General features: G+C 65.2%; 18 protein-coding genes. 10 read left to right on the top strand and 8 right to left on the bottom strand.

From position 1 onward, the window contains the following. The first annotated feature begins 145 nt into the window (after positions 1–145). Together NJG22_RS18815 and NJG22_RS18810 are read left to right on the top strand one after the other, a co-directional pair. On the top strand, positions 146–922 hold the full coding sequence (locus NJG22_RS18815) for a CPBP family intramembrane glutamic endopeptidase (RefSeq protein WP_253096579.1): 777 nt from the start codon (positions 146–148) through the stop codon (positions 920–922). A 195-nt stretch (positions 923–1117) separates the two neighbouring features. Continuing rightward, positions 1118–2683, top strand: a complete 1566-nt coding sequence (locus NJG22_RS18810; protein ID WP_217853660.1) for a PAS domain-containing methyl-accepting chemotaxis protein — start codon at positions 1118–1120, stop codon at positions 2681–2683. A gap of 221 nt (positions 2684–2904) precedes the next feature. On the opposite strand, the gene NJG22_RS18805 is transcribed toward NJG22_RS18810, so the two are convergent. The 4 genes from NJG22_RS18805 to NJG22_RS18790 form a co-directional block, all read right to left on the bottom strand. Then, positions 2905–3789 (bottom strand): pseudouridine synthase, encoded by an 885-nt coding sequence (locus NJG22_RS18805; protein ID WP_253096577.1) that lies wholly within the window; start codon positions 3787–3789, stop codon positions 2905–2907. Positions 3790–3839: 50 nt separating this feature from the next. Beyond that, on the bottom strand, positions 3840–4148 hold the full coding sequence (locus tag NJG22_RS18800) for a transcriptional regulator (RefSeq protein ID WP_186661874.1): 309 nt from the start codon (positions 4146–4148) through the stop codon (positions 3840–3842). Positions 4149–4215: 67 nt separating this feature from the next. Beyond that, positions 4216–4452, bottom strand: a complete 237-nt coding sequence (locus NJG22_RS18795) for a glutaredoxin family protein (protein ID WP_253096576.1) — start codon at positions 4450–4452, stop codon at positions 4216–4218. Between the two features lie 72 nt (positions 4453–4524). Further along, positions 4525–5247: a hypothetical protein gene (locus NJG22_RS18790; protein WP_253096574.1), complete on the bottom strand. Its 723-nt coding sequence runs from the start codon at positions 5245–5247 to the stop codon at positions 4525–4527. A gap of 302 nt (positions 5248–5549) precedes the next feature. Between NJG22_RS18790 and NJG22_RS18785 the strand changes: the two genes are divergently transcribed. The 6 genes from NJG22_RS18785 to NJG22_RS18760 all read left to right on the top strand — a co-directional run bounded on the left by NJG22_RS18785 (position 5550) and on the right by NJG22_RS18760 (position 12595). Continuing rightward, complete coding sequence (locus NJG22_RS18785; protein ID WP_253096572.1) at positions 5550–5861, top strand: YqjD family protein; 312 nt, start codon at positions 5550–5552, stop codon at positions 5859–5861. A 9-nt stretch (positions 5862–5870) separates the two neighbouring features. Further along, the gene (locus NJG22_RS18780) at positions 5871–6245 is read left to right on the top strand and encodes a phage holin family protein (RefSeq protein ID WP_217853655.1); all 375 of its coding nucleotides are present in this window, start codon (positions 5871–5873) and stop codon (positions 6243–6245) included. After that, complete coding sequence (locus NJG22_RS18775; protein ID WP_253096569.1) at positions 6242–6568, top strand: hypothetical protein; 327 nt, start codon at positions 6242–6244, stop codon at positions 6566–6568. Before NJG22_RS18780 ends, NJG22_RS18775 begins: the two co-directional genes overlap by 4 nt. A 77-nt stretch (positions 6569–6645) precedes the next feature. After that, a complete protein-coding gene (locus NJG22_RS18770; RefSeq protein WP_253096567.1) occupies positions 6646–7977 on the top strand; it encodes a deoxyguanosinetriphosphate triphosphohydrolase in 1332 nt (443 codons plus the stop codon). Between the two features lie 354 nt (positions 7978–8331). Next, positions 8332–8952 carry a response regulator transcription factor gene (locus NJG22_RS18765; RefSeq protein WP_253096565.1) on the top strand — a complete coding sequence of 207 codons (621 nt, stop codon included), beginning with the start codon at positions 8332–8334 and terminating at the stop codon, positions 8950–8952. Between the two features lie 7 nt (positions 8953–8959). Further along, positions 8960–12595: a transporter substrate-binding domain-containing protein gene (locus tag NJG22_RS18760; protein WP_253096564.1), complete on the top strand. Its 3636-nt coding sequence runs from the start codon at positions 8960–8962 to the stop codon at positions 12593–12595. 21 nt (positions 12596–12616) lie between these two features. Here the strand turns inward: NJG22_RS18760 and NJG22_RS18755 are convergent, their stop codons facing one another. Beyond that, positions 12617–12961: a YggL family protein gene (locus tag NJG22_RS18755; protein ID WP_253096562.1), complete on the bottom strand. Its 345-nt coding sequence runs from the start codon at positions 12959–12961 to the stop codon at positions 12617–12619. Positions 12962–13146: 185 nt separating this feature from the next. Here NJG22_RS18755 and dacB point away from each other — a divergent pair, with 185 nt between their 5' ends. Further along, positions 13147–14610: a D-alanyl-D-alanine carboxypeptidase/D-alanyl-D-alanine-endopeptidase gene (dacB, locus tag NJG22_RS18750; RefSeq protein WP_253096560.1), complete on the top strand. Its 1464-nt coding sequence runs from the start codon at positions 13147–13149 to the stop codon at positions 14608–14610. Between the two features lie 94 nt (positions 14611–14704). On the opposite strand, the gene NJG22_RS18745 is transcribed toward dacB, so the two are convergent. After that, the gene (locus NJG22_RS18745) at positions 14705–17101 is read right to left on the bottom strand and encodes a diguanylate cyclase (protein WP_253096558.1); all 2397 of its coding nucleotides are present in this window, start codon (positions 17099–17101) and stop codon (positions 14705–14707) included. Between the two features lie 95 nt (positions 17102–17196). Next, on the bottom strand, positions 17197–19395 hold the full coding sequence (gene rlmKL / locus NJG22_RS18740; RefSeq protein WP_253096556.1) for a bifunctional 23S rRNA (guanine(2069)-N(7))-methyltransferase RlmK/23S rRNA (guanine(2445)-N(2))-methyltransferase RlmL: 2199 nt from the start codon (positions 19393–19395) through the stop codon (positions 17197–17199). A 549-nt stretch (positions 19396–19944) separates the two neighbouring features. Here rlmKL and NJG22_RS18735 point away from each other — a divergent pair. After that, complete coding sequence (locus NJG22_RS18735) at positions 19945–20160, top strand: ribosome modulation factor (protein WP_003248687.1); 216 nt, start codon at positions 19945–19947, stop codon at positions 20158–20160. A gap of 99 nt (positions 20161–20259) precedes the next feature. Here the strand turns inward: NJG22_RS18735 and NJG22_RS18730 are convergent, their stop codons facing one another. After that, a complete protein-coding gene (locus NJG22_RS18730; protein ID WP_253096553.1) occupies positions 20260–21285 on the bottom strand; it encodes a quinone-dependent dihydroorotate dehydrogenase in 1026 nt (341 codons plus the stop codon). Positions 21286–21303 lie beyond the last annotated feature (18 nt).

The following is a 21303-nucleotide window of genomic DNA, read 5'->3' as shown; positions in this document are numbered from 1 at the left end:
CGGTCCCCTGTAGGAGCGGCCTTGTGCCGCGAAAGGACCGCAACGCGGTCCCGGCATTACTGTCCAAGCGCGCAAGCATCCAAGTGTCCTGAAGGCCATGGGGTAAGTCCTACCCTCCACGGACTCACCGGCACAAGGACCCCTCATGCCTCTTTCCCACTGGATCGCCCTGCTCCTGCTCGGCCTTGGCTACACCCTCGCACTGACCCACGGCAGCCTCGGCCTGATCGCCCTGCCCGCCTTGCTCGCCCTGCTCTGCAGCGGGCTGCTCGCACGGCGCCGGGTACGCTGGCAACAGACCCTCGGCCACCTGCTGTTCATCGCCCTCGCCATCGCCCTGGCGCTGCACTGGCTGCCCGGCTTCCATGGCGCCCGCGTCTTCGACAAGGCCGTGCTCAGCGAGGGCGCGGTGCCGTTCTCCCTGTACCTGAACCTGGACAAACCGCTGATTGGCCTGTGGCTGCTACTGGCCTGCCCCTGGCTGGTGATGCTGCGCGCGCGCGGCCTGGCCCTGAGCCTGGCGCTGGTGTTGCCGCTGACCTTGCTCGCCTGCCTCGGCGGCGCCTGGGCCCTGGGCCTGGTGGCATGGGCACCGAAATGGCCAGCGCAGGCCTGGCTGTGGCTGGCGAACAACCTGCTGCTGGTGAGCCTGACCGAGGAATTGCTGTTCCGGGGCTATATCCAGGGCGGTCTGCAACGTCTGTTCAAGCATGAAGGGCTGGCGTTGCTGGTGGCCGCGCTGCTGTTCGGCCTGGCGCACCTGGCCGGTGGCTGGCAATGGTTCTACCTGGCGACCCTGGCCGGGGTGGGTTATGGTCTGGCGTATCGCCATGGCGGCCTCGGCGCCGCGGTGCTGTGCCATGCCTGCGTCAACCTGGCGCACTTCGCCGCATTCAGCTACCCGATGCTGGCCCTGCATTGAACAATAGGTCATGATCAGACCTATTCGTCATCATTTGTAAAGAATACTGCAACATTGGCAGCAACTTACGCGATCTTCGCGCTACCCCAGGCGTAGCCCGCGCATGTTGCGCCAGATCAACGGCAGTTAATTATTCATTCAATAAAACCAGAGGCTTGCCGATACCTGTGGAAAGCCTCGCGGATTGAACAGCCAATGCGTAACAACCAGCCGATTACCCAGAGAGAACGGACTTTCCCTGCCCAGCAGCGGTTGATCTCGACCACCAACGCCAAGGGCGTGATCACCTACTGCAACGATGCCTTCATCGAGATCAGCGGTTTTTCCCGCGAGGACCTGATGGGCGCGCCACACAACCTGGTGCGCCACCCCGATGTGCCGCCGGCGGTGTTCGCCCACATGTGGCAGACCCTCAAGCAGGGCCTGCCGTGGATGGGCATCGTCAAGAACCGCTGCAAGTCGGGCGACCACTACTGGGTCAATGCCTACGTCACGCCGATCTTCGACAGCAACCAGGTGGTCGGCTACGAGTCGGTGCGGGTCAAGCCCACCGCCGAACAGATCCGCCGCGCCGAGGCGTTGTACCAACGCATCAACCAGGGCCATTCGGCCATTCCCAAGCGCGACAAATGGCTGCCGGTGCTGCAGGACTGGCTGCCGTTCATCCTGGTCAGCCAGATCGGCTTCCTGATCGGCAACTGGCTGGGCCACTCCTGGGGCTTCGCCCTGGCCGCCGGCCTGTCGGTACCGCTCGGCCTGCTGGGCCTGAGCTGGCAGCAACGCGGCCTCAAGCGCCTGCTGCGCCTGGCCGAGCAGACCACCTCCGACCCGTTGATCGCACAGATGTACACCGACAGCCGCGGCGTGCAGGCGCGCCTGGAAATGGCCATGCTCAGCCAGGACGCGCGGATGAAGACCTGCCTGACCCGCCTGCAGGACAGCGCCGAGCAGCTCAGCGACCAGGCACGCCAGTCCGATGCCCTGGCCCACCAGAGCTCCTCGGGCCTGGAGCGCCAGCGCGTGGAAACCGAACAAGTGGCCGCTGCGGTCAACCAGATGGCGGCCACCACCCAGGAAGTGGCCAACCACGTGCAGCGCACTGCCGACGCCACCCAGGAAGCCAACCGCCTGACCAGCCAGGGTCGCAACATTGCCGGCGAAACCCGCGACGCCATCGAGCGGTTGTCCGCCGCCGTGGGCGAAACCGGGCTGACCGTCACCCAGCTGGCCAAGGACAGCGACGAGATCGGCGGCGTGGTCGATGTGATCAAGGGCATCGCCGACCAGACCAACCTGCTGGCGCTCAACGCCGCCATCGAGGCGGCACGGGCCGGCGAGATGGGTCGAGGCTTCGCCGTGGTCGCCGATGAGGTGCGTCAACTGGCCCAGCGCACCGCCGAGTCCACCGGGCAGATCCACACCCTGATCGCCAAGCTGCAACAAACCGCCAACAACGCCGTGCAGACCATGGAAACCGGCCACCGCCAGGCCCAGGAGGGCGTCGAGCGGGTGATGGAGGCCGACCAGGCACTGGTCGGTATCAGTGAAGCCGTGGCCAATATCACCGACATGGCCACGCAGATCGCTGCCGCCACCGAGGAGCAGTCCGCGGTGGCCGAGGAAATCAGCCGCAACATCAGCACCATCGCCGACCTGGCCGACCAGACGTCCGGCCAGGCCCAGCGTTCGGCGCTGCTCAGCGAAGAACTGACCAGCACCGCCGGTTCGCAGTATTCGCTGGTGGAGCGCTTCAACCGCTGAGCCGCGCAGAAGGACCGTAGGAGCCTTGCTGGTGACTTAAGCGCCGCAGTGCTTGGCACCGGCCATGCCGGTGTTCGCCGGCAAGCCGGCTCCTACGACGTTCGCGACTTCCCCGCTCTGCGTAGGAGCCAGCCTTGCTGGCGAAGCAGGCGCCGCGGTGCCTAGCAGCTACGCCTGCGAAGACCATCCCAGCGCCTGGCCAAGGGGTGTGCGGCCGGCCTTTACCAGCCCAGCTGCAACCGGCTTTCGAAATAGCGCGCCTCACCCGTCAACGGGTCCGTGAAACGCAGGCTCTGGGCCAGCAGCTTCAACGGCTTGGCATAATCGTCCTGTTCATCGAGCAACTGCGGATAGAACGGGTCGTTGCAGATACCCGCCCCCAACGCCGCCATGTGCACCCGCAGCTGATGGGTCTTGCCGGTGATCGGCGACAAGCCATAGCGCCACAGCTCGCCATTTTTCTCCAGCACGCAGGCGTGGGTCTCGCTGTTGTCAGCGCCCTCGACCTCATGCATGCGAAAGAACGGCTCGCCATGCACCAGTCGGCTGCGGTGCACCAATGGGAACGCCACGTTCGGCATGGCCGCGGCAATGGCCTGGTAGCGCTTGTCGATGCGTCGCTCCGGGAACAGGCGCTGGTAGGCGCCACGGCTGTGGGGGTTGGCAGAGAACAACACCAGCCCGGCGGTGTGCCGGTCGATACGGTGCAGCGGCACCAGGTGGGGGTTGTCCAGGCGCCGGATCAGGCGACGCAGCAGGGTCTGCTCGACGTATTCGCCCGTCGGTGTAACCGGCAGGAAATGCGGCTTGTCCGCCACCACCAGGTGCTCGTCGACGTGCAGGATCTGCTCCTGCACCGGTATCGCCTTCTCGTTGGCCACTTCACGGAAATAATGCAGGCGCATGCCACGCCGATACGGTAGTTCGGCAGCGATGGCCTGGCCTTGGGCATCGAGCACACGCCCCCGGGCAAATCGGTCGAGCCACTGCTCGCGGGTGATGCCCTTGAAGTGATCGCACAGGCAATCGAGCACGGTCGCCCAGGGCCCTGGCGGCAGGCATACGGTGCTGGCTTGCTGGCGGGCAGGGTCGAAAGGCGTGGTCATGGGTGGGCTCGGCTCTTCAGGGGCGGGCATTATCCCCTACCCCGCGCGCCTCAACCAGCCTCGCAGGCCGGCTCGCAGCGCGCCTTGAGCCAGCGCAGCACCTGCACCGCGTCCCAGCGGCCGGGATCATAGAGGGCATAGCTCAGGCCCTGGTAGCCCACTACATCCAGCGGACGGTGGAACCCGGCGCGCTGGAACAACGCCTCGATTTCCGCGAAGCAGGTGTTGAAGTGGACCTTGCCGAATGGCGTGCGCTCGTCGGTGACGATGCCGTCGAGGCGCAGTTCCAGCACGGCGTCGCACACACGCTCGGGGGACATGTGGTTGATGCTGTACTTGAGTTGCTCGACATTGAGCATGGCGTTACCTCGATACTGTATTTATATACAGCATACGGAGCCAGCCGCCCTGCCGTCAATGCGCGCTTCAGCGCAGGAAGGCCACCACCTGCTCGGCATCGAACGGCCAGCCCAGCTCGGCGCCAGTGTCGCAACGGCGCAATACCGGGATGCTCAGGCTGTAGCGCTCGAACCAGGCCTCGCTGTCGGCGATATCGACCAGTTCGACCAGCAGGCCATGCTCGACGAACGGCATCAGCACGGCCTCGGCCACTTCGCACAGGTGGCACCCGAGGGTGCCGAACAGTTGGGTTTCGGGGAGCATGCAAACATCCGCCAATCGCAGGAATGGATGCTCATTCTAGGCCCGCCTCCGCCATCGCGCACCTGACCTGCCTCAATCCTGGCTGGTGGCGCCAATGCGGTGCAACGCCAGGTCCGCGCCCTGGAACTCCTGCTCGTGACTCAGGCGCAAGCCATGCAGCACCTTGACCAGGCCGTACACGGCAAAGCCGCCGGCCAGCGCCACCAGCCGGCCGTCGCGGTAACGGCCGCGCCGCGCGCCCAGCAGCAGCACCGCCGCCAGCGCCAGCCAGCCGTCCATGGCGTGCACCACCACGGAGCCTGCAAAGTCATGGAACGGCGCGCCGAAGCGTGCCTGCAACCAGGCTTGCAAGCCGAGGTTGCCATTCCACACCACGCCCTCGAAAAACGGGTAGACGAACGCCACGATCAGCGCCGTCGCGCACAACTGCGGCACGAAACGCGCCCGCTCGGCGATACCGCCGGAAATGATCGCCGGGATCGCCGCGGCAAAGGTCAGCAGGAAGAAACACTTGACCAGGGCATAGCCATGGTCCTCGGCCAACACCGCGGCCGGCTGTAGAAAGCTCACGCCGTAGGCGATCCAATAGCCGATGAAGAAGTACACCAGCGCCGAGACGGCGAAGTCGCTGAGGATCTTGGACAACGCATTGACCTGGTTCTTGTGGCGCACGGTGCCGACTTCGAGAAAGGCGAAGCCGGCGTGCATGGCCAGGACCAGGATCGCGCCCATGAGGATGAACCGGGTGTTGGAGCCATGGACCAAAGTGTCCATCGCGCTGAGCGAGCTTTGCATGGAAGGCAGACCTGCAAAAAGGCACCAGGACAGTTCAAGAGCCGGCATCCCTGCACCGAATCGGTGCCAGGCCCCTGCCCTGTTGCGATGATCCGGGCGGCGCCTGCGTGGTTTTTTCTTGGGTTTGTCGTGGATTGGGTTAAGGTTTATCGGTATCCGCTCGAGCACGCACGCTTTCGGCGCGCACGCCGCGCTTTTCCGGCAAAGGTCTTAGCAAGCGCTGTACCAGCACATCACGCTGAACCTTCGGCGCCTGCGCCCACTCGAAATAGCCACACACATCCACAGGGAGAGGCCCATCCATGGCCAGTAAATCGGCAAAGACTGCACAAGACATTTTGATGGCTGACTTCCAGGCCCTGGTCCGCGATACCGAGAAGCTGCTCGCCGACACCGCCAACCTGGCCGGCGACCAGGCCGACGAGCTGCGCGAGCAGATCCACGACCGCCTGATGCAGGCCCGCGAAACCCTGCAACTGACCCAGGATTCGGCGCGCCAGCGCGGCCAGGCGGCCCTGGGCAGCGCCGAGCAGTACGTGCAGGAAAACCCCTGGCAGGCGATCGGCATCGCCGCCGGTGTCGGCCTGCTGATCGGCCTGCTGGCCAAGCGCTGAGGAGTCTTCATGGATAACGACGCCATCGGCGCCGGCGCCTCCGGCAGGCGCCTGGGCGCGGCCATCCTCGGGTTGCTGCACAGCCATATCGAGCTGTTCGGCATCGAGTTGCAGGAGCAGAAGGCGCGCACCCTCAGCCTGCTGCTGTTCGCCGGATTGGCGCTGGTGTTCGCCCTGCTGCTGCTGACCGCCCTGTCCGGCCTGGTGCTGGTGCTGCTGTGGGACAGCTACCGCCTGGCCGGGATCATCGGCCTGTGCGTGTTCTACGGCGTTGCCGCGCTGTACTGCGGGCTGCGCCTGAAGGCTGCGGTGTTCGACGAATCCTCGCCATTCAACGCCACGCTCGAAGAGCTGGCCAAGGATCGGGAGCGCCTGCTGCCATGAGCCTGCCTGAACTTCCCAATACCCGTAACCCACGGGAGCTGCGCAAGGCCCTGCTGCGCCTGCGCATGGAGATGCACCGCCAGCAGATTCGCCACGAATCCGGCCAACTGCTCGAACCGGTGCGGCGCCTGCGCGGCATGGGCGGCTCGTTCGGCGACGGCCTCGGGGTCAAGCACGGCTCGCTGTGGGGCATCGGCGCCGTGGTCGCACTGGGCTTTCTCACCGGCAAGGGCGTGCGTAGCGGCAACCTGGCGCGGCTGATCCGCGTGGGTACCAGCCTGGTGCCCTTGGTTCGCCTGTTCCTCAACGGCCGTCGCCGCTGAAACACGATGCGCGCCGCCCTTGCGCGCGCGCCTCGCACGCCCGAAGCTATGCCGATTCAACGACGGGAGAACACGCCTTGGACTGGCACACCCTGCTGACCCGCGAACGCCTCGGCAAAGCCCTCTACAGCCCCGAGGAGCTTGGCCGCAGCCCCTTCCACAAGGACCATGACCGGGTGATCTTCTCGGGCGCCTTCCGCCGCCTGGGGCGCAAGACCCAGGTGCACCCGGTCTCCAGCAACGACCATATCCACACCCGCCTCACCCATTCCCTGGAGGTCAGTTGCGTCGGCCGCTCGCTCGGCATGCGCGTCGGCGAGACCCTGCGCGCCAGCCTGCCGGACTGGTGCGAGCCCAGCGACCTGGGCATGATCGTGCAGTCGGCCTGCCTGGCCCATGACATCGGCAATCCACCGTTCGGCCACTCTGGCGAAGACGCCATCCGCCACTGGTTCCAGCAGGCCGCCGGACGCGGCTGGCTGGACGACATGAGCGACGATCAGCGCGCCGACTTCCTCAACTTCGAGGGCAATGCCCAGGGCTTTCGCGTACTCACCCAACTGGAATACCACCAGTTCGACGGTGGCATGCGCCTGACCTACGCCACCCTCGGCGCCTACCTCAAGTATCCCTGGGCCGCACGCCATGCCGATGCCCTGGGCTACAAGAAACACAAGTTCGGCTGTTACCAGAGCGAACTGGGCCTGCTTGAGCAGATCGCCGGCAAGCTCGGCCTGCCGCAACTCGAGCACCAGCGTTGGGCTCGCCACCCGCTGGTGTACCTGATGGAGGCCGCCGACGACATCTGCTACGCCCTGATCGACCTCGAGGATGGGCTGGAGATGGACCTGCTGCAGTACGCCGAAGTCGAGGCGCTGCTGCTGGACCTGGTGGGCGATGACCTGCCGGACAGCTACCGGCTGCTCGGGCCGGGCGATTCGCGCCGGCGCAAGCTGGCGATCCTGCGTGGCAAGGCCATCGAACACCTGACCAATGCCGCCGCCCAGGCCTTCGTCGAGCAGCAGACAGCACTGCTGGCCGGGCGCCTGCCCGGCGACCTGGTCGAGCACATGCACGGTCCGGCCCAGCGCTGCGTCCTCCAGGCCAAGGACATGGCGCGCAAGAAGATCTTCCAGGACAAGCGCAAGACCCTGCATGAGATCGGCGCCTACACCACCCTGGAAATTCTCCTCAACACCTTCTGTGGCGCGGCCTTGGAACAACATGGCGGGCGCACGCCGTCATTCAAGAGTCGACGGGTGCTCGACCTGATCGGCAACAATGCACCCGACCCCCACGGTTCGTTGCACGGGGCATTCCTGCGGATGATCGACTTCATCGCAGGCATGACCGATAGCTTCGCCAGTGAAATGGCCCTGGAGATGACGGGGCGCTCCAGCCCGAAGTAAGGGATGCCCAGCCAAGCGCACAACCCGCAGGAGCCAGCCTTGCCGGCAAACCAGACACCCTCAGCACGGGTACTCGCCGGCAAGGCCGACACCTCACGACAGTGGTAACATCCTCGATAACGAGGAAACTTCCTACAGCAAAAGGCTTTACATAAACTCGACCACCTAACGCACGGCAAATAACTACAAGATTCCGATATTCCCCCACCAACTTCCACATAGTGCGTAGCAATCTCTCTGTTATCTTGTAAGTCAATTCCTATATCCCTGTTTTGGCAGCCACTCGCCTGCCGATGCTCATTCAACTGCGCTAATGTGCCTGCTGACTTCACCGTGCAGCATGGAATGTTGAATATGCAAACAGTCTTTATTGTCGATGATCATCCCGTTATTCGCCTGGCGATACGGATGCTGCTGGAAACCCAGGGGTATACAGTCGCAGGCGAGTCGGACAATGGCGTGGATGCCATGCAGATGATCCGCGAAACCTTGCCCGACCTGGTTATCCTCGATATCAGCATCCCCAAGCTCGATGGCCTGGAAGTGCTGTCGCGCTTCCAGGCCATGGCCACCCCCTTGAAGATCCTGGTGCTGACGGCGCAGTCACCCGCGCTGTTCGCCATTCGCTGCATGCATTCCGGCGCCGCCGGTTATGTATGCAAACAGGAGGACCTCAGCGAACTGCTCAGCGCCATCAAGGCGGTTTTATCCGGTTACAACTATTTCCCCAGCCAGGCACTCACCCCCGTGTCGGCAAGCAGCAGCCAAGAGCTCGAACTGTTCCGTCAGGTCAACGACCGCGAGTTGATGGTACTGCAACTTTTTGCCCAAGGGCGCAGCAACAAGGAAATTGCCACCGGCATGTTCCTGAGCAGCAAAACCGTCAGCACCTACAAGAAGCGCCTGATGCACAAGTTGCGGGCCAACACCTTGGTGGAATTGATCGAAGTCGCCAAGCGCAACGCACTGGTCTGAGGTCGGTATGTGGAGGTATCTGGCAACATCAATGCTGTGCCTGAGCCTGGGCACGCCCTTGCAAGGTGCCTGCGTCACCGTGGACCACGGGCGCACCTACACCTTGCTCAGCCGGTCATCGCCGGCGGTAATCCGCCCGAGCCTGACCCCTGAACAGTACCAGTGGCTATCGACTCGCCGTGAACTGGTCCTGGGCACCTCGGCCCCCGATTACCCGCCTTTCGACATCGCCACCGGTGGCCGCGAGTACCAGGGCCTGACCGCCGACTACGCCGGCCTGATCGGCAACGCCCTAGGGCTGGCGGTACGGGTGCAGCGCTTCCCCAGCCGGCCAGCGGCGGTGGCCGCCCTGAAGAGCGGGCAGATCGACCTGCTCGGCAGCGCCAACGGCTATGAGGCGACCACCGAAGGGCTGGCGCTGTCCCGCCCCTATGCCATCGACCAACCCGTGCTGGTAACCCGCGAAGACGAGACCCGAGCGCTGGATACCGGCCTGGAAGGCATGCGTTTGAGCATGCTCTATCATTACTTGCCACCCGAAGAGATACACGCCAACTACCCCAAGGCCGAACTGCTGACGTTCGAGTCGTCGACACAGGCCTTGAATGCGGTGGCTTTCGAGCAGGCCGATGTGTTCATCGGCGACACCGTGTCCACGCACTACCTGATCAGCCAGGGCCACCTGCCCCACCTGCGCATGGCCAATTTCGGCAAGCATGAGGTCGTGGGCTTCAGCTTTGCCTTGCGTGAGGACGACCTCATGCTGCGCACACTGGTCGATGCCGCACTCGATGCCCAAACCCTGCCCACCCGCAACGATATCTTCAAGCGCTGGAGCGCCAGCAGCGGCAGCCTGTTGACCGACCGCAAGCTGCAATTGTCGCCACGGGAAGAAAACTGGCTACGCAACCATCCGATCATGCGCGTGGTCGTCAACGAGACTGCCGCGCCGCTGACGTTCTTCGACAGCAATGACCGCCTGCGCGGCATCGTCGCCGACCTGCTCGAACTGATTCGCCTGCGGACCGGCCTGCGCTTCGAGATCCGCCGCGCCAGCGGTGACAGCGACATGCTCGAACAGCTGGACGCCGGGCGCGCCGACATCATCGCCAGCCTGTCCACCGATAACCGCCAGGCAGATCCGCTACAGGTCAGCAGGCCCTACCTGGAAAGCGCCTATGTGCTGGTCAGCCACTCAGGTAGCAATCAACCGGCCAGCCTAAAGCAACTCAAAGGCAAGCGTGTCGCCGTGCCCCGCGACAGCGCCGTGACCACGTTACTCAGCGCCCGCCACCCGCAGGTTCATCAAGTGGCCACCGAAAGCACCTACTACTCCTTGGCCCTGCTCAACAGCGGTGCGGTGGACGCCGCGATCGCCACTTTGATCGACGCCAACCACATGCTCGCCAGCAGCACCGGCCTGGTCATACGCAGCACCGTGGGCACCGAGCCTGCCACCTTCTCGATGGCGACCACCTCCCAAGCCCGTGAGCTGGCGTCGATACTCGACAAGGCGCTGCTGAGCATCTCCCCCGAAGAACTGGGCGTCATCAACAGCCGTTGGCGCGACCACAGCGTGCGCGACGATGCTTACTGGCGCAGTTTCCGCCGCGTCATCTTGCAAGTGGTGGGGGTGATTGGCGTCCTGCTGGTGATCGCCTTGATCTGGAACGCCCGCCTACGCCGTCAGATCAAGCAACGCCAACGCGCCGAACGGGCCCTCAACGACCAACTGGAGTTCATGGGCGCACTGCTCAACGGCACCCCCCACCCCATGTACGTGCGCGACCGCGAAGGACGCCTGAAAAGCTGCAACGATAGCTACTTGCAGGCGCTTGGCGCGGACCTCGACCAGGTCATCGGCAAACGCCTCGAAGACAGCCCGTTCAGCGATGACGAGTATGCCCGGCAGGTTCAGGACGACTATCGTCAGGTCATGGCCCAGGGTGGCCCGTTGATCCTCGATCGCCCCTTGCGCCTGAATGGCAAGCAACTGACGATCTATCACTGGATCCTGCCCTACCGCGACTCGCTGGGCGAGATGCAAGGTATCATCGGCGGCTGGATCGACATCAGCGAACGCCGCGCGCTGGTTCAGGACCTGCGCCTGGCCAAGCAGCAAGCCGATGACGCCAACCGCGCCAAGAGCACCTTCCTGGCCACCATCAGCCATGAAATACGCACGCCGATGAACGCCCTGATCGGCATGCTCGAACTGGCCCTCAGGCGCGCCGACCAGGGCCAGCTCGACCGCCCGGCGCTGGAGGTCGCCCATCATTCGGCCAATGACCTGCTAGGGCTGATCGGCGACATCCTGGATATCGCCCGGATCGAGTCCGGACACCTGTCGCTGGCGCCCGAGCCGGTGGACCTGGCGGCCCTGGTCGAGTCGGTCGGGCGGGTATTCGAAGGCCTGGCCCGGCACAAGGGCCTGGCGCTGGACGTGGTGATCAATGAACGCGCGCGCTGCCATGCAATGCTCGACCCGGTTCGGTTCAAGCAGGTGTTGTCGAACCTGGTCAGCAATGCCATCAAGTTCACCGAACAAGGCCAGGTACGCATTACCGTCGACCTGCGCCTGGACACCGGGTCCGATACCCCCATGCTCGACCTGGAAGTACGTGACAGCGGCATCGGCATCCATGCGCAGGACCTGCAACGCCTGTTCTCGCCCTTCGTGCAGGCCAACCCCTACAGCGATGGGGCGCGGGCCGGCACGGGGCTGGGCCTGGTCATCAGCCGCAACCTGTGCACGATGATGGGCGGCGAGCTCGATCTGCAGAGCCTGCAAGGCGTAGGCACCCGGGTTCGCCTGGTGATGCCGCTGCACTGCATCGACCCAGCCGCAAGCGTGCCATTGCACGATAGCGCTATCGCCCGCCCCGATCCGCACCTGCGCATCCTGGTCGTCGACGACCACCCAGCCAACCTGTTGCTGATGGCCCAGCAGTTGAGCTACCTGGGCCTGGGCCAGGAGTCCGCCAGCGATGGCCGCGACGGGCTGCGCAAATGGCGCGAGGGCTGTTTCGACGTCGTGATCATCGACTGCAACATGCCGCTGATGAATGGCTACGAACTGGCCAGGGCCGTGCGCGCCGAAGAGCGCCAACAAGGCCGTGCGCCCTGTTGCCTGCTCGGTTATACCGCCAATGCACAGCCCGAGGTTCGCCAGCAGTGCCTCGATGCCGGCATGGACGACTGCCTGCTCAAACCCATCGGTCTGCAGGTCCTCGGCCAACATCTTGCCCAGGCTACCCGCCTGCCACGCCAATGCGGCCATTGCCCGGCATCGGCGCCACCCTTTACCCTCGCAGGCCTGTCCGTGATCGTGGGCGACAACGCTGCCGACCGCGAGCGGCTGCTCAATGCCCTGCACCAGAGCCTGTGCCAGGACCTGGGCATGCTCATGGCCATCGACCCGAAGCAGGAACCCACGGCGCTATCGGCGCAGGCACACAAGATCCTCAGCGCGGCGCGGATGCTGGAGGCAAGGGCATTGATGCAGGCGTGCGAGGCACTGGAGGAGGCAGCATTGCCCGTGGACGAGCAGAAGATACGCCGACAGGCGTTGGCGCGGCACATGCGGCGCGCGGAGAAGGCCCTGGCCAGGCACTTGGGCCTGGCGGCTGAGGCGGCGCACTGAGGCGCGCGCCGCCTGCGCCGATCAGGAAGCCGGGTTGACCGGTTTTTCCGGATACCAGGCGTCCAGCAGCGGGCTGACTTCGATCTCGGTCAGCTCGCTACGGCCTTTGAGCCAGGCCTCGACAGCAGCGCGCTGCTCTTCGCTGACCGAGCCACGGGTAGCCTTGCAGACCAGGCCGAAGTCGTCGCCGCCGACATAGTCCAGGCCGTTGGCATCCATGGCTTCAGCCAGGAAGGCGTCGAGGAAGGCATCGATGGCTTCATCGGACAGGTCTTCCTTGAAGCCCAGGTTCAGTTCGAAACCCAGCTCCTGGAATTCGTCAACGCACAGTTTCTTGCGCAGGCGACGGGAACGGTTGGTAGCCATGAAACAATCCTCTCAATTAATTACGCGCGGCACTTTACCAGTTTCCGCAGGGTAACGGCGCTTTTCCGTCAAACGCAGCCCATGCGCGCCACGCTTGGGGCATAATGCGCACTATATTTCGTCCTGGGGCCATCATTTCTTACAGCCCCGTTGTCTTTCCCCTCGCCCGCAGGGTTCGTGCACTTATGATCAAGACGCTCCGCCCACTCCTGTTCGCCGGCCTGTTCCTGCCCTTGTCCGTGTCGGTCCAGGCCGCCGCCGTCAACACCAGCCTGCCACCTAAAGTGCAGCAGGCACTCAAGACCAACAAACTGCAGGACTCGGCCCTGTCCCTGGTGATGCTGCCGCTCGACGGCCCAGGGGCCGCGACCGTGTTCAACGCCGATGTGTCGGTGAACCCGGCCTCGACCATGAAGCTGGTCACCACCTATGCCGCCCTCGAGCTGCTGGGGCCGACCTTTCAGTGGAAGACCGAGTTCTACACCGATGGCACCCTGAACAATGGCGTGCTCAACGGCAACCTCTACCTCAAGGGCGGCGGCGACCCCAAGCTGAACATGGAAAAGCTCTGGCTGCTGATGCGCGACCTGCGCGCCAACGGCGTGCGCACCGTGACCGGTGACCTGGTGCTGGACCGCAGCCACTTCGTGCAGCCCAACCTGCCGCAGTTCAACGACGACGGCGGCGACGACAACAAGCCGTTCCTGGTCAAGCCGGACTCGCTGCTGGTCAACCTCAAGGCCCTGCGCTTCGTGGCCCGCAACGACGGCGGCAAGGTGACGGTCTCGGCCGAACCGCCCATCGCCAGCATCCGCATCGACAACCAGGTCAAGGCCTTGTCGGGCAAGCAATGCAGCGGCGAGGTGCGCTACAACCCGGTGGTGCAGCCCGACGGCGTCAGCGTGACGGTCAGCGGGCAACTGGCCGATGGCTGCAACTCGCAGACCTACCTGGCACTGCTCGACCACCCGACTTATGCGGCAGGCGCGGTACGGGCCATCTGGAATGAGCTCGGCGGCAGCATCCAGGGCCGCGACCGCTTCGAGAACGTGCCCAAGAGCGCGCGCCTGCTGGCCCGGGCCTTCTCGCCGGACCTGGTGGAAGTGATCCGCGACATCAACAAGTACAGCAACAACACCATGGCCCAGCAGCTGTTCCTCAGCCTCGGCGCGCAGTTCCGCACCGATGCCGACGGCGACGATGCCCGCGCCGCCCAGCGCGTGGTCCGCCAATGGATGGCCAAGAAGGGCATCACCTCGCCACACCTGGTGATGGAAAACGGCTCGGGGCTGTCCCGTGCCGAGCGGGTCAGCACCCGGGAGATGGCGGCATTGCTGCAGGCGGCGTGGAAAAGCCCCTATGCGGCCGAGTTCATCAGCTCGATGCCGCTGGTGGGCATGGACGGCACCATGCGCAAGCGGCTCAAGCGCACCGCCATGACCGGCGAGGGGCATATCAAGACCGGCACCCTGAACACCGTGCGGGCGATTGCCGGGTTCAGCCGTGACAGCAACGGCCACACCTGGGCGGTGGCGGCCATTCTCAACGACCCCAAGCCATGGGGCGCTTCGCAGGTGCTGGACCAGGTGTTGCTGGACCTTTACCGGCAGCCGAAGGTGGGTAATGGCACGGTTGGGGTGATGCCTTAATCCGTGGGTTTTGCCGCGCCATGAGATCGAGCGCCGCGCGGGCGGCGGTCGATCTCATGGCGCGGCAAGACTGTCGCCGGCCACCTGCATCCCCTCAAGGCAACTCCCCCTCCACCCGATCCCGCCCCGCCTGCTTGGCCGCATACACCCCCGCATCCGCCCGCAACAACAGTGCATCCGCGCCCTCCCCAGGCCGCCACCCGGCCACGCCAAAGCTCGCCGTCACCCGCCCCACCCCCTCCACCGGCACACTGCGCAACCCCTGCCACAACTCCTGCGCCAGCACCTGCGCCTGACCTGCCTGACTGCCTGGGCACAGCACCATGAACTCCTCGCCGCCCAACCGGCAGAACACATCCGTACGCCGCAGCCGCCGCCCGATGCGCTGGCACAGGCTGCGCAGCACATGGTCCCCCACCGCGTGCCCGAACTGATCGTTGATCCGCTTGAAATGATCGATATCGAGCATGATCACCGCCAGGTCCAGCCCATCGCGCTGCGCCCGGTCCAGTTCGGTGCGCAGGCGCTCCTGGAAATAGCGACGGTTGAAAACCCCGGTCAGGGCATCGGTGATCGACAGCGTGCGCAGTTCCTCCTCCACCCGCTTGAGGTCGGAGATATCGGTGAGATAGCCATGCCAGAGCGTACAGCCCTGCTCGCCGATCTCTGGCGTCGCCTCGCCCCGAACCCAACGCAGCCCGGCGCGCGGCAGGCACACCCGGTACTCCTCTCGCCAAGGCGTCAGCTGTTCGGCGGAATAGCGCACCGAGCGCCGCACCCGCTCCAGGTCGTCAGGGTGAATGCGCTCGAATACCGCCGAGGCGTCCTGGCGCAGCAGCGCCAGGTCGACCTCGTAGATATCGTGCAAGCCCCGGCTGGCGTAGGGAAAGCAGGAATGGCCATCGACATCCAGACGGTACTGGTAGATCCCCCCCGGCACCTCGTCGCTGAGTTTCTCCAGCAGGCGGTCACGGGCGGCCAGTGCTTCATGCACCCGGCGGCGTTCGGTGACGTCGATGCAGATCGCCAGGTACCCCACCCACAGCCCCTGCTCGTCGAGCACCGCCGTCACCAGCATGTTGGCCAGCAGGTGGCTGCCATCCTTGCGCACCAGGGTCCAGTCGGCCGGCTCGCCCGCCCCCTCCTGCAGCGTTTCGGCGAACATCGCCTGGCCCGCTCCCACCTCGCGACCATGGCGCTGGCTCAAGGCATGGGCGCGTCGGTGCAGCTCGTCGGGCTGTACCAGGTCTTCCAGGGTCAGTTGCCCCAAGGCTTCGCTGGCCGAGTAGCCAAGCATGCGCTCGGCGCCGGCGTTGAACGTGCCGATCACCCCGCGCAGGCTGGTGGCGATGATTGCCACCTGGGTCGCGGCATCGAGCACGCTGCGCAACTGGTTGTGGGTCTCACGCAAGGACTGCTCGCTGACACGCAGTTCCGCCGTGCGCCGCGCGACCAGGCCAAGGGCGCGCTGGCGCTGGCTGAACAGGCTGTACAGCAAGGCCGCCAAGAGCAGGCTGAGCAGCCCGCCCAGCACACTCACCACGCCCACCGCCGAAGAGCGGTTGGCCGCCAGGAAATCCAGGCTGGGACGGATGTCCAGCTGATAGTGATGGTCGGCCAGATGCAGCAGGTAGCTGCTGGCCAGGGCCATGCGCGCCGGCGCGTTGCCCGAATCGAACAGCACTTCGCGCGCACCTTCGCTGGGCAGGTCGTGGATACGCACCACCAGGTTGCCGTCGGCCACGGCCGGCAGGCTTTCGGCGATCAGCTGGCGCAGGCTCAGCAATGCCATGACATAACCGCTGGGGGGCGCATCGGCGAACGCCGTGTCGGCGAACACCGGTGCGACCATCAGTAGGCCACGGCTGTAGGCCGGCTCGACATTGAGCATGTCCAGCGGTGCCGACACCGCCATGCTGCCGGGGCTCAAGGCCCTGGCCAGGGTTGCCTCGCGCAGCGGCTGGCCGCGCAGGTCCAGGCCGTAGGGTTGGCCCTGCCGGCTGGCGGCCTGGGTGAACAGCACTGGGTAGTAATAGTCACGCGCAGGCGCGGGGTGCCACGCACCTTGGGCGTCGCGGTCGCGGATCAGGTAAGGCTGCCCCAGCCAGGCACTGGCATGCTGCTCGAAGGCTTCGCGCTGCGCCGCCTCGACCCGGGGCGCCCACGAATAGGCCTGGGTACGGTGCAACAGCGGCCGGGCATAGCCGTCGAATTCGCGGGGGGTGACCTGGCTCGAATAGCTGAAGAACCGGCGCAAGCCATCGAGGCGCTGCTCCTGCTCCTCGAATCGCTCGGCGATCCGGCTGTAGCGCTCACCCGCCAGTAGCTCGAAGCGCTGGCGCAGTTGCTGCTTGTGGAAGGCGTGGGTGGCGGTGGCCAGCGCAGCCGTGAGCAGGCACCCGGCGACCAGCGCCGCCAGGGCCACGCCCCAGGCCGACAGCGGGTCGCCGAGCAGGCCCAGCAGCTTCGCAGGTACGCCTGGGTTCGACATAGAGGACTCTCACCAACGTCAGCGTCCTGCGAATTGTCCTGCCCTGTAGTGCTTTATAGCCACTGGCCAGCAGCCGCGCCATGTACCTCGTCGGCTTACTTCAACCGCAACTGCCAGGCACGGTGGATACGGCTGTTGCGGGCGAAATCCGGATCCAGGGTCTGGGCGCTGATTTCCTCCACGGCATAGCGCGCGACCAGGTGCTCGTCGAGCTGGAACTTGCGGAAGTTGTTGGAGAAATACAGCACGCCGCCCGGCGCCAGGCGGGCCATGGCCAGGTCGAGCAGCTCGACATGGTCGCGCTGCACATCGAACACCCCTTCCATGCGCTTGGAGTTGGAGAACGTCGGCGGGTCGATGAAGATCAGGTCGTAGCTCTGCGTCGCGCCCTGCAGCCAGGCCATCACATCACCCTGCTCCAGGCGGTTGCGCTCGGAGAAGCCGTTCAGCGACAGGTTGCGCCGTGCCCAGTCCAGGTAAGTCTTGGACAGGTCGACGCTGGTGGTGCTGCGCGCGCCGCCCTTGGCCGCGTGCACGCTGGCCGTGGCGGTGTAGCAGAACAGGTTGAGGAAGTGCTTGCCGGCGGCCTCGCGCTGGATACGCAGGCGCATCGGCCGGTGGTCGAGGAACAGGCCAGTGTCCAGGTAGTCGGTGAGGTTGACCAGCAGCTTGACACCGCCCTCGGCGACCTCCATGAAGCGCCCTTCGGTAGCCTGGCGCTCGTACTGGCGGGTACCGCTCTGGCGCTCGCGGCGCTTGAGCACCACGCGCTGCGGGTCGACACCCAGGGCCTGGGGAATCGCCGTCAGGGCATCGAGCAGGCGCGCCTGGGCCTTGTCCGGGTCGACCGAGCGAGGCGCTGCGTATTCCTGCACATGCACCCAGTCCTGGTACAGGTCGACCGCCAGGGCGTATTCAGGCATGTCGGCATCGTAGACCCGGTAGCAATCGACCTTCTCGCGGCGAGCCCACTTGCCCAACTGCTTGAAGTTCTTCTGCAGACGGTTGGCGAACATCTGCGCGCCCTCGGACAGGCGGGCCGGCTCGCTGGCCACCGGCAGCGGGCGACGCGGTTCGCCATCGGCCACTTCGACCTGGCCCTGGCGGCGCTCGCCGGTGACGAACTGGTCGGGCTGAACCTTGAACAACAGCAGCTTGCACGGCAGCGCGCCGTTCCAGAAGGCGTACTGCTTGTGGCTGCGAATGCCCATGCGCTTGCCCAGCTCCGGCGCGCCGGTGAAGACCGCCGCCTCCCAGCCCATGCAGGCCTGGCGCAGGCGCTCGCCGAGGTTCTGGTAGAGGTACAGCAGGCTGGCCTCGTCACCCAGGCGCTCGCCGTACGGCGGGTTGCTGATCACCAGGCCCTTCTGGTTCTGGTCCGGCCGCGGCTCGAAGCTGGCCACCTCGCCTTGGTAGATCTTCACCCAGTCACCCAGGCCTGCGCGCTCGACGTTGTTGCGACCCGGCTGGATCAGCCGTGGGTCGGCCTCGTAGCCACGGATCCACAGTGCCGGCTTGGCAAGGCCAGCCTCGGCACGGGCCCGGGCCTCGTCATGCACCTTGCGCCACAGCGCCGGCACGTGGCCGAGCCAGGCGCTGAAGCCCCAGCGCTCGCGCTTGAGGTTGGGGGCCATGTCGGCGGCGATCATCGCCGCCTCGACCAGGAACGTGCCCACGCCACACATCGGGTCGGCCAGGGCGCCGCCCTCGGCGGCGATACGCGGCCAGCCGGCACGGATCAGCACCGCCGCCGCCAGGTTTTCCTTCAACGGCGCGGCGCCCTGCTGCAGGCGGTAGCCCCGCTGGTGCAGGCTGTGGCCGGACAGGTCCAGGGACAGGATCGCCTCGCCACGGTCCAGGCGCAGGTGCACGCGCACATCCGGGTCGAGCTTCTCTACCGACGGGCGCAGGCCCTCGCGGTTGCGCAGCTTGTCGACGATGGCGTCCTTGACCTTGAGCGCGCCGAAGTGGGTATTGTCGATGCCCGAGCCATGGCCACTGAATTCCACGGCCAGGGTGCCATCGGCGGCCAAGTGATCGGCCCAGTCGACCGCGTGCACGCCGTCATACAGGTCGTCGGCGTTCTTCATCGGGAAGCGCTTGAGCACCAACAGCACGCGGTTGGCCAGGCGCGACCAGAGGCACAGGCGGTAGGCGGTTTCCATGTCGGCATCGCCGCGAATGGCCGAGGTGTGCTCACGCACCTCGTTCAGGCCCAGTTGGCGAGCCTCTTCGGCGAGCAGGCCTTCAAGGCCCTTGGGGCAGGTAAGGTAAAGTTCGAAACGGTCCGACATGTGCAATCCAGAGCCTTGGGCTAGGTAGATGGCCGCCGACGCATCGGCGACCGATGTTTTCCCGCACGCCCTTCCAGCAGGCGCCCGGGTGGCCTGGCGAGACCTCTCGCCGGGCCGGGCCGCTCGGCAGATCGCGCCTTCGCCGAGGGCGAAAGTGGCTTTGATCGCTGAGCAGTATGAAAATTTCCTCGACGGCGGGGACGCATGTGACCCTTCGTCGCATTACCAAATATTTCAGTCATCAACCAGCAACACTGGCCATATGACGTCAACGCGGACTAAACCCTGATCATAGCGGGCTCAGCGGCAAACAAGGTTGAGTCGCATTTATTTACTTATCCTTTCACCCTCTGAAAGGTTACGTCCTTATGACAAATCGATCATTCACACTGTGACTCGCATTCGATAGAACTGATCTCAGGTCGTCCCGCAACGGGGCGGCACTTTCAGCCCGCCACGCCGGCAGCGGGCGCATACCGGCAGAACGATTCTGCCCGGCCTCGGAGAGGCCGACGGGACATTACAGTCAACAAGTGAGGGCAACACCCTATGAGAAGACTTAAGCGTGATCCGTTGGAAAGAGCATATTCACGTGGCTACCAGTATGGCGTCACCGGCAAATCTCGCGAACTCTGCCCGTTCAATCTGCCGTCCGTTCGCCAAGCCTGGATCAACGGCTGGCGCGAGGGCCGCGGCGATAACTGGGACGGCATGACCGGCACCGCTGGCATCCATAGACTCAACGAAAATCACGCCGTTGGCTGAACGAGGACACTGAATTCGAGTCACCATGCGCGCCCCATCCGGGCGGCGGGCTGCGGCCCAGGGGGTCCCTTGAGGGACCCCTTTTTTATTACCTGCCGGTTACGACCGCGGCATCGCCGCAATCGCGTCAACCGCCTCGCGAATCAGCGCTGGCCCCTTATAGATGAAGCCCGAATAAATCTGCACCAGGCTGGCCCCGGCAGCGATCTTCTCTGCGGCATGGCGCCCTTCGGTAATGCCGCCGGCAGCGATGATCGGCAACTTACCGCCCAGCTCACCCGCCAGCACCTTGACCGTATGGGTGCTCTTGGCCAACACCGGAGCGCCTGACAAACCACCGGCCTCGCCACCGAACGGCAGCCCTTCGACCCCTTCGCGCCCCAAGGTGGTGTTGGTGGCGATCACCGCGTCCATGCCCGACTCGCGCAGCGCCGCGGCGACCAGGGCGGTCTCTTCGTCACTCATGTCCGGGGCGATCTTGATCGCCAATGGCACGCGCTTGCCGTTGGCCGTGGCCAGTTGCTCGCGTCGCTCGGCCAGGGCATCGAGCAGTTGCTTGAGCGAGTCGCCGAACTGCAGCGAGCGCAGGCCCGGGGTATTGGGCGAGCTGACGTTGACCGTGATGTAGCTGGCGTCGTTGTAGACCTTCTCCAGGCAGATCAGGTAATCGTCCTGGGCGCGCTCGACCGGGGTGTCGAAGTTCTTGCCGATGTTGATACCCAGCACACCGGTGTATTTCGCCGCGCGGACCCGTGCCAGCAGGTGGTCGACCCCCAGGTTGTTGAAGCCCATGCGGTTGATGATCGCGGTCGCTTCCGGCAGGCGGAACAGCCGTGGCTTGGGGTTGCCCGGCTGCGGACGCGGAGTCACGGTGCCGATCTCGACGAAACCGAAGCCCAGCTGGGCGAAGCCGTCGATGGCCGCGCCGTTCTTGTCCAGGCCCGCGGCCAGGCCCACCGGGTTGGCGAAATTCAGGCCCATGACGGTCACCGGTGCCGCCGCCGGCTGCTTGCACAGCAAGCCATTGAGGCCCAGCCGGCCACCGGCGCCGATCAGGTCCAGCGACAGGTCGTGGGAGGTTTCCGGGGAGAGCTTGAACAGCAGCTGGCGGGCCAGGGTATACATGGGCGGGCGGACTCGCGG

It is taken from the genome of Pseudomonas sp. VA159-2, assembly GCF_024126635.1.
Taxonomy (GTDB): domain Bacteria; phylum Pseudomonadota; class Gammaproteobacteria; order Pseudomonadales; family Pseudomonadaceae; genus Aquipseudomonas; species Aquipseudomonas muyukensis.
This window is presented reverse-complemented; position numbering and strand designations above follow the sequence as displayed.

What these genes read in the sequence shown, in the direction of transcription:
- NJG22_RS18815 (WP_253096579.1), top strand. Translation starts at nt 146, where the DNA reads ATGCCTCTTTCCCACTGGATCGCCCTGCTCCTGCTCGGCCTTGGCTAC.
- NJG22_RS18810 (WP_217853660.1), top strand. Translation starts at nt 1,118, where the DNA reads ATGCGTAACAACCAGCCGATTACCCAGAGAGAACGGACTTTCCCTGCC.
- NJG22_RS18805 (WP_253096577.1), bottom strand. Translation starts at nt 3,789, where the DNA reads ATGACCACGCCTTTCGACCCTGCCCGCCAGCAAGCCAGCACCGTATGC.
- NJG22_RS18800 (WP_186661874.1), bottom strand. Translation starts at nt 4,148, where the DNA reads ATGCTCAATGTCGAGCAACTCAAGTACAGCATCAACCACATGTCCCCC.
- NJG22_RS18795 (WP_253096576.1), bottom strand. Translation starts at nt 4,452, where the DNA reads ATGCTCCCCGAAACCCAACTGTTCGGCACCCTCGGGTGCCACCTGTGC.
- NJG22_RS18790 (WP_253096574.1), bottom strand. Translation starts at nt 5,247, where the DNA reads ATGCAAAGCTCGCTCAGCGCGATGGACACTTTGGTCCATGGCTCCAAC.
- NJG22_RS18785 (WP_253096572.1), top strand. Translation starts at nt 5,550, where the DNA reads ATGGCCAGTAAATCGGCAAAGACTGCACAAGACATTTTGATGGCTGAC.
- NJG22_RS18780 (WP_217853655.1), top strand. Translation starts at nt 5,871, where the DNA reads ATGGATAACGACGCCATCGGCGCCGGCGCCTCCGGCAGGCGCCTGGGC.
- NJG22_RS18775 (WP_253096569.1), top strand. Translation starts at nt 6,242, where the DNA reads ATGAGCCTGCCTGAACTTCCCAATACCCGTAACCCACGGGAGCTGCGC.
- NJG22_RS18765 (WP_253096565.1), top strand. Translation starts at nt 8,332, where the DNA reads ATGCAAACAGTCTTTATTGTCGATGATCATCCCGTTATTCGCCTGGCG.
- NJG22_RS18760 (WP_253096564.1), top strand. Translation starts at nt 8,960, where the DNA reads ATGTGGAGGTATCTGGCAACATCAATGCTGTGCCTGAGCCTGGGCACG.
- NJG22_RS18755 (WP_253096562.1), bottom strand. Translation starts at nt 12,961, where the DNA reads ATGGCTACCAACCGTTCCCGTCGCCTGCGCAAGAAACTGTGCGTTGAC.
- dacB (WP_253096560.1), top strand. Translation starts at nt 13,147, where the DNA reads ATGATCAAGACGCTCCGCCCACTCCTGTTCGCCGGCCTGTTCCTGCCC.
- NJG22_RS18745 (WP_253096558.1), bottom strand. Translation starts at nt 17,101, where the DNA reads ATGTCGAACCCAGGCGTACCTGCGAAGCTGCTGGGCCTGCTCGGCGAC.
- rlmKL (WP_253096556.1), bottom strand. Translation starts at nt 19,395, where the DNA reads ATGTCGGACCGTTTCGAACTTTACCTTACCTGCCCCAAGGGCCTTGAA.
- NJG22_RS18735 (WP_003248687.1), top strand. Translation starts at nt 19,945, where the DNA reads ATGAGAAGACTTAAGCGTGATCCGTTGGAAAGAGCATATTCACGTGGC.
- NJG22_RS18730 (WP_253096553.1), bottom strand. Translation starts at nt 21,285, where the DNA reads ATGTATACCCTGGCCCGCCAGCTGCTGTTCAAGCTCTCCCCGGAAACC.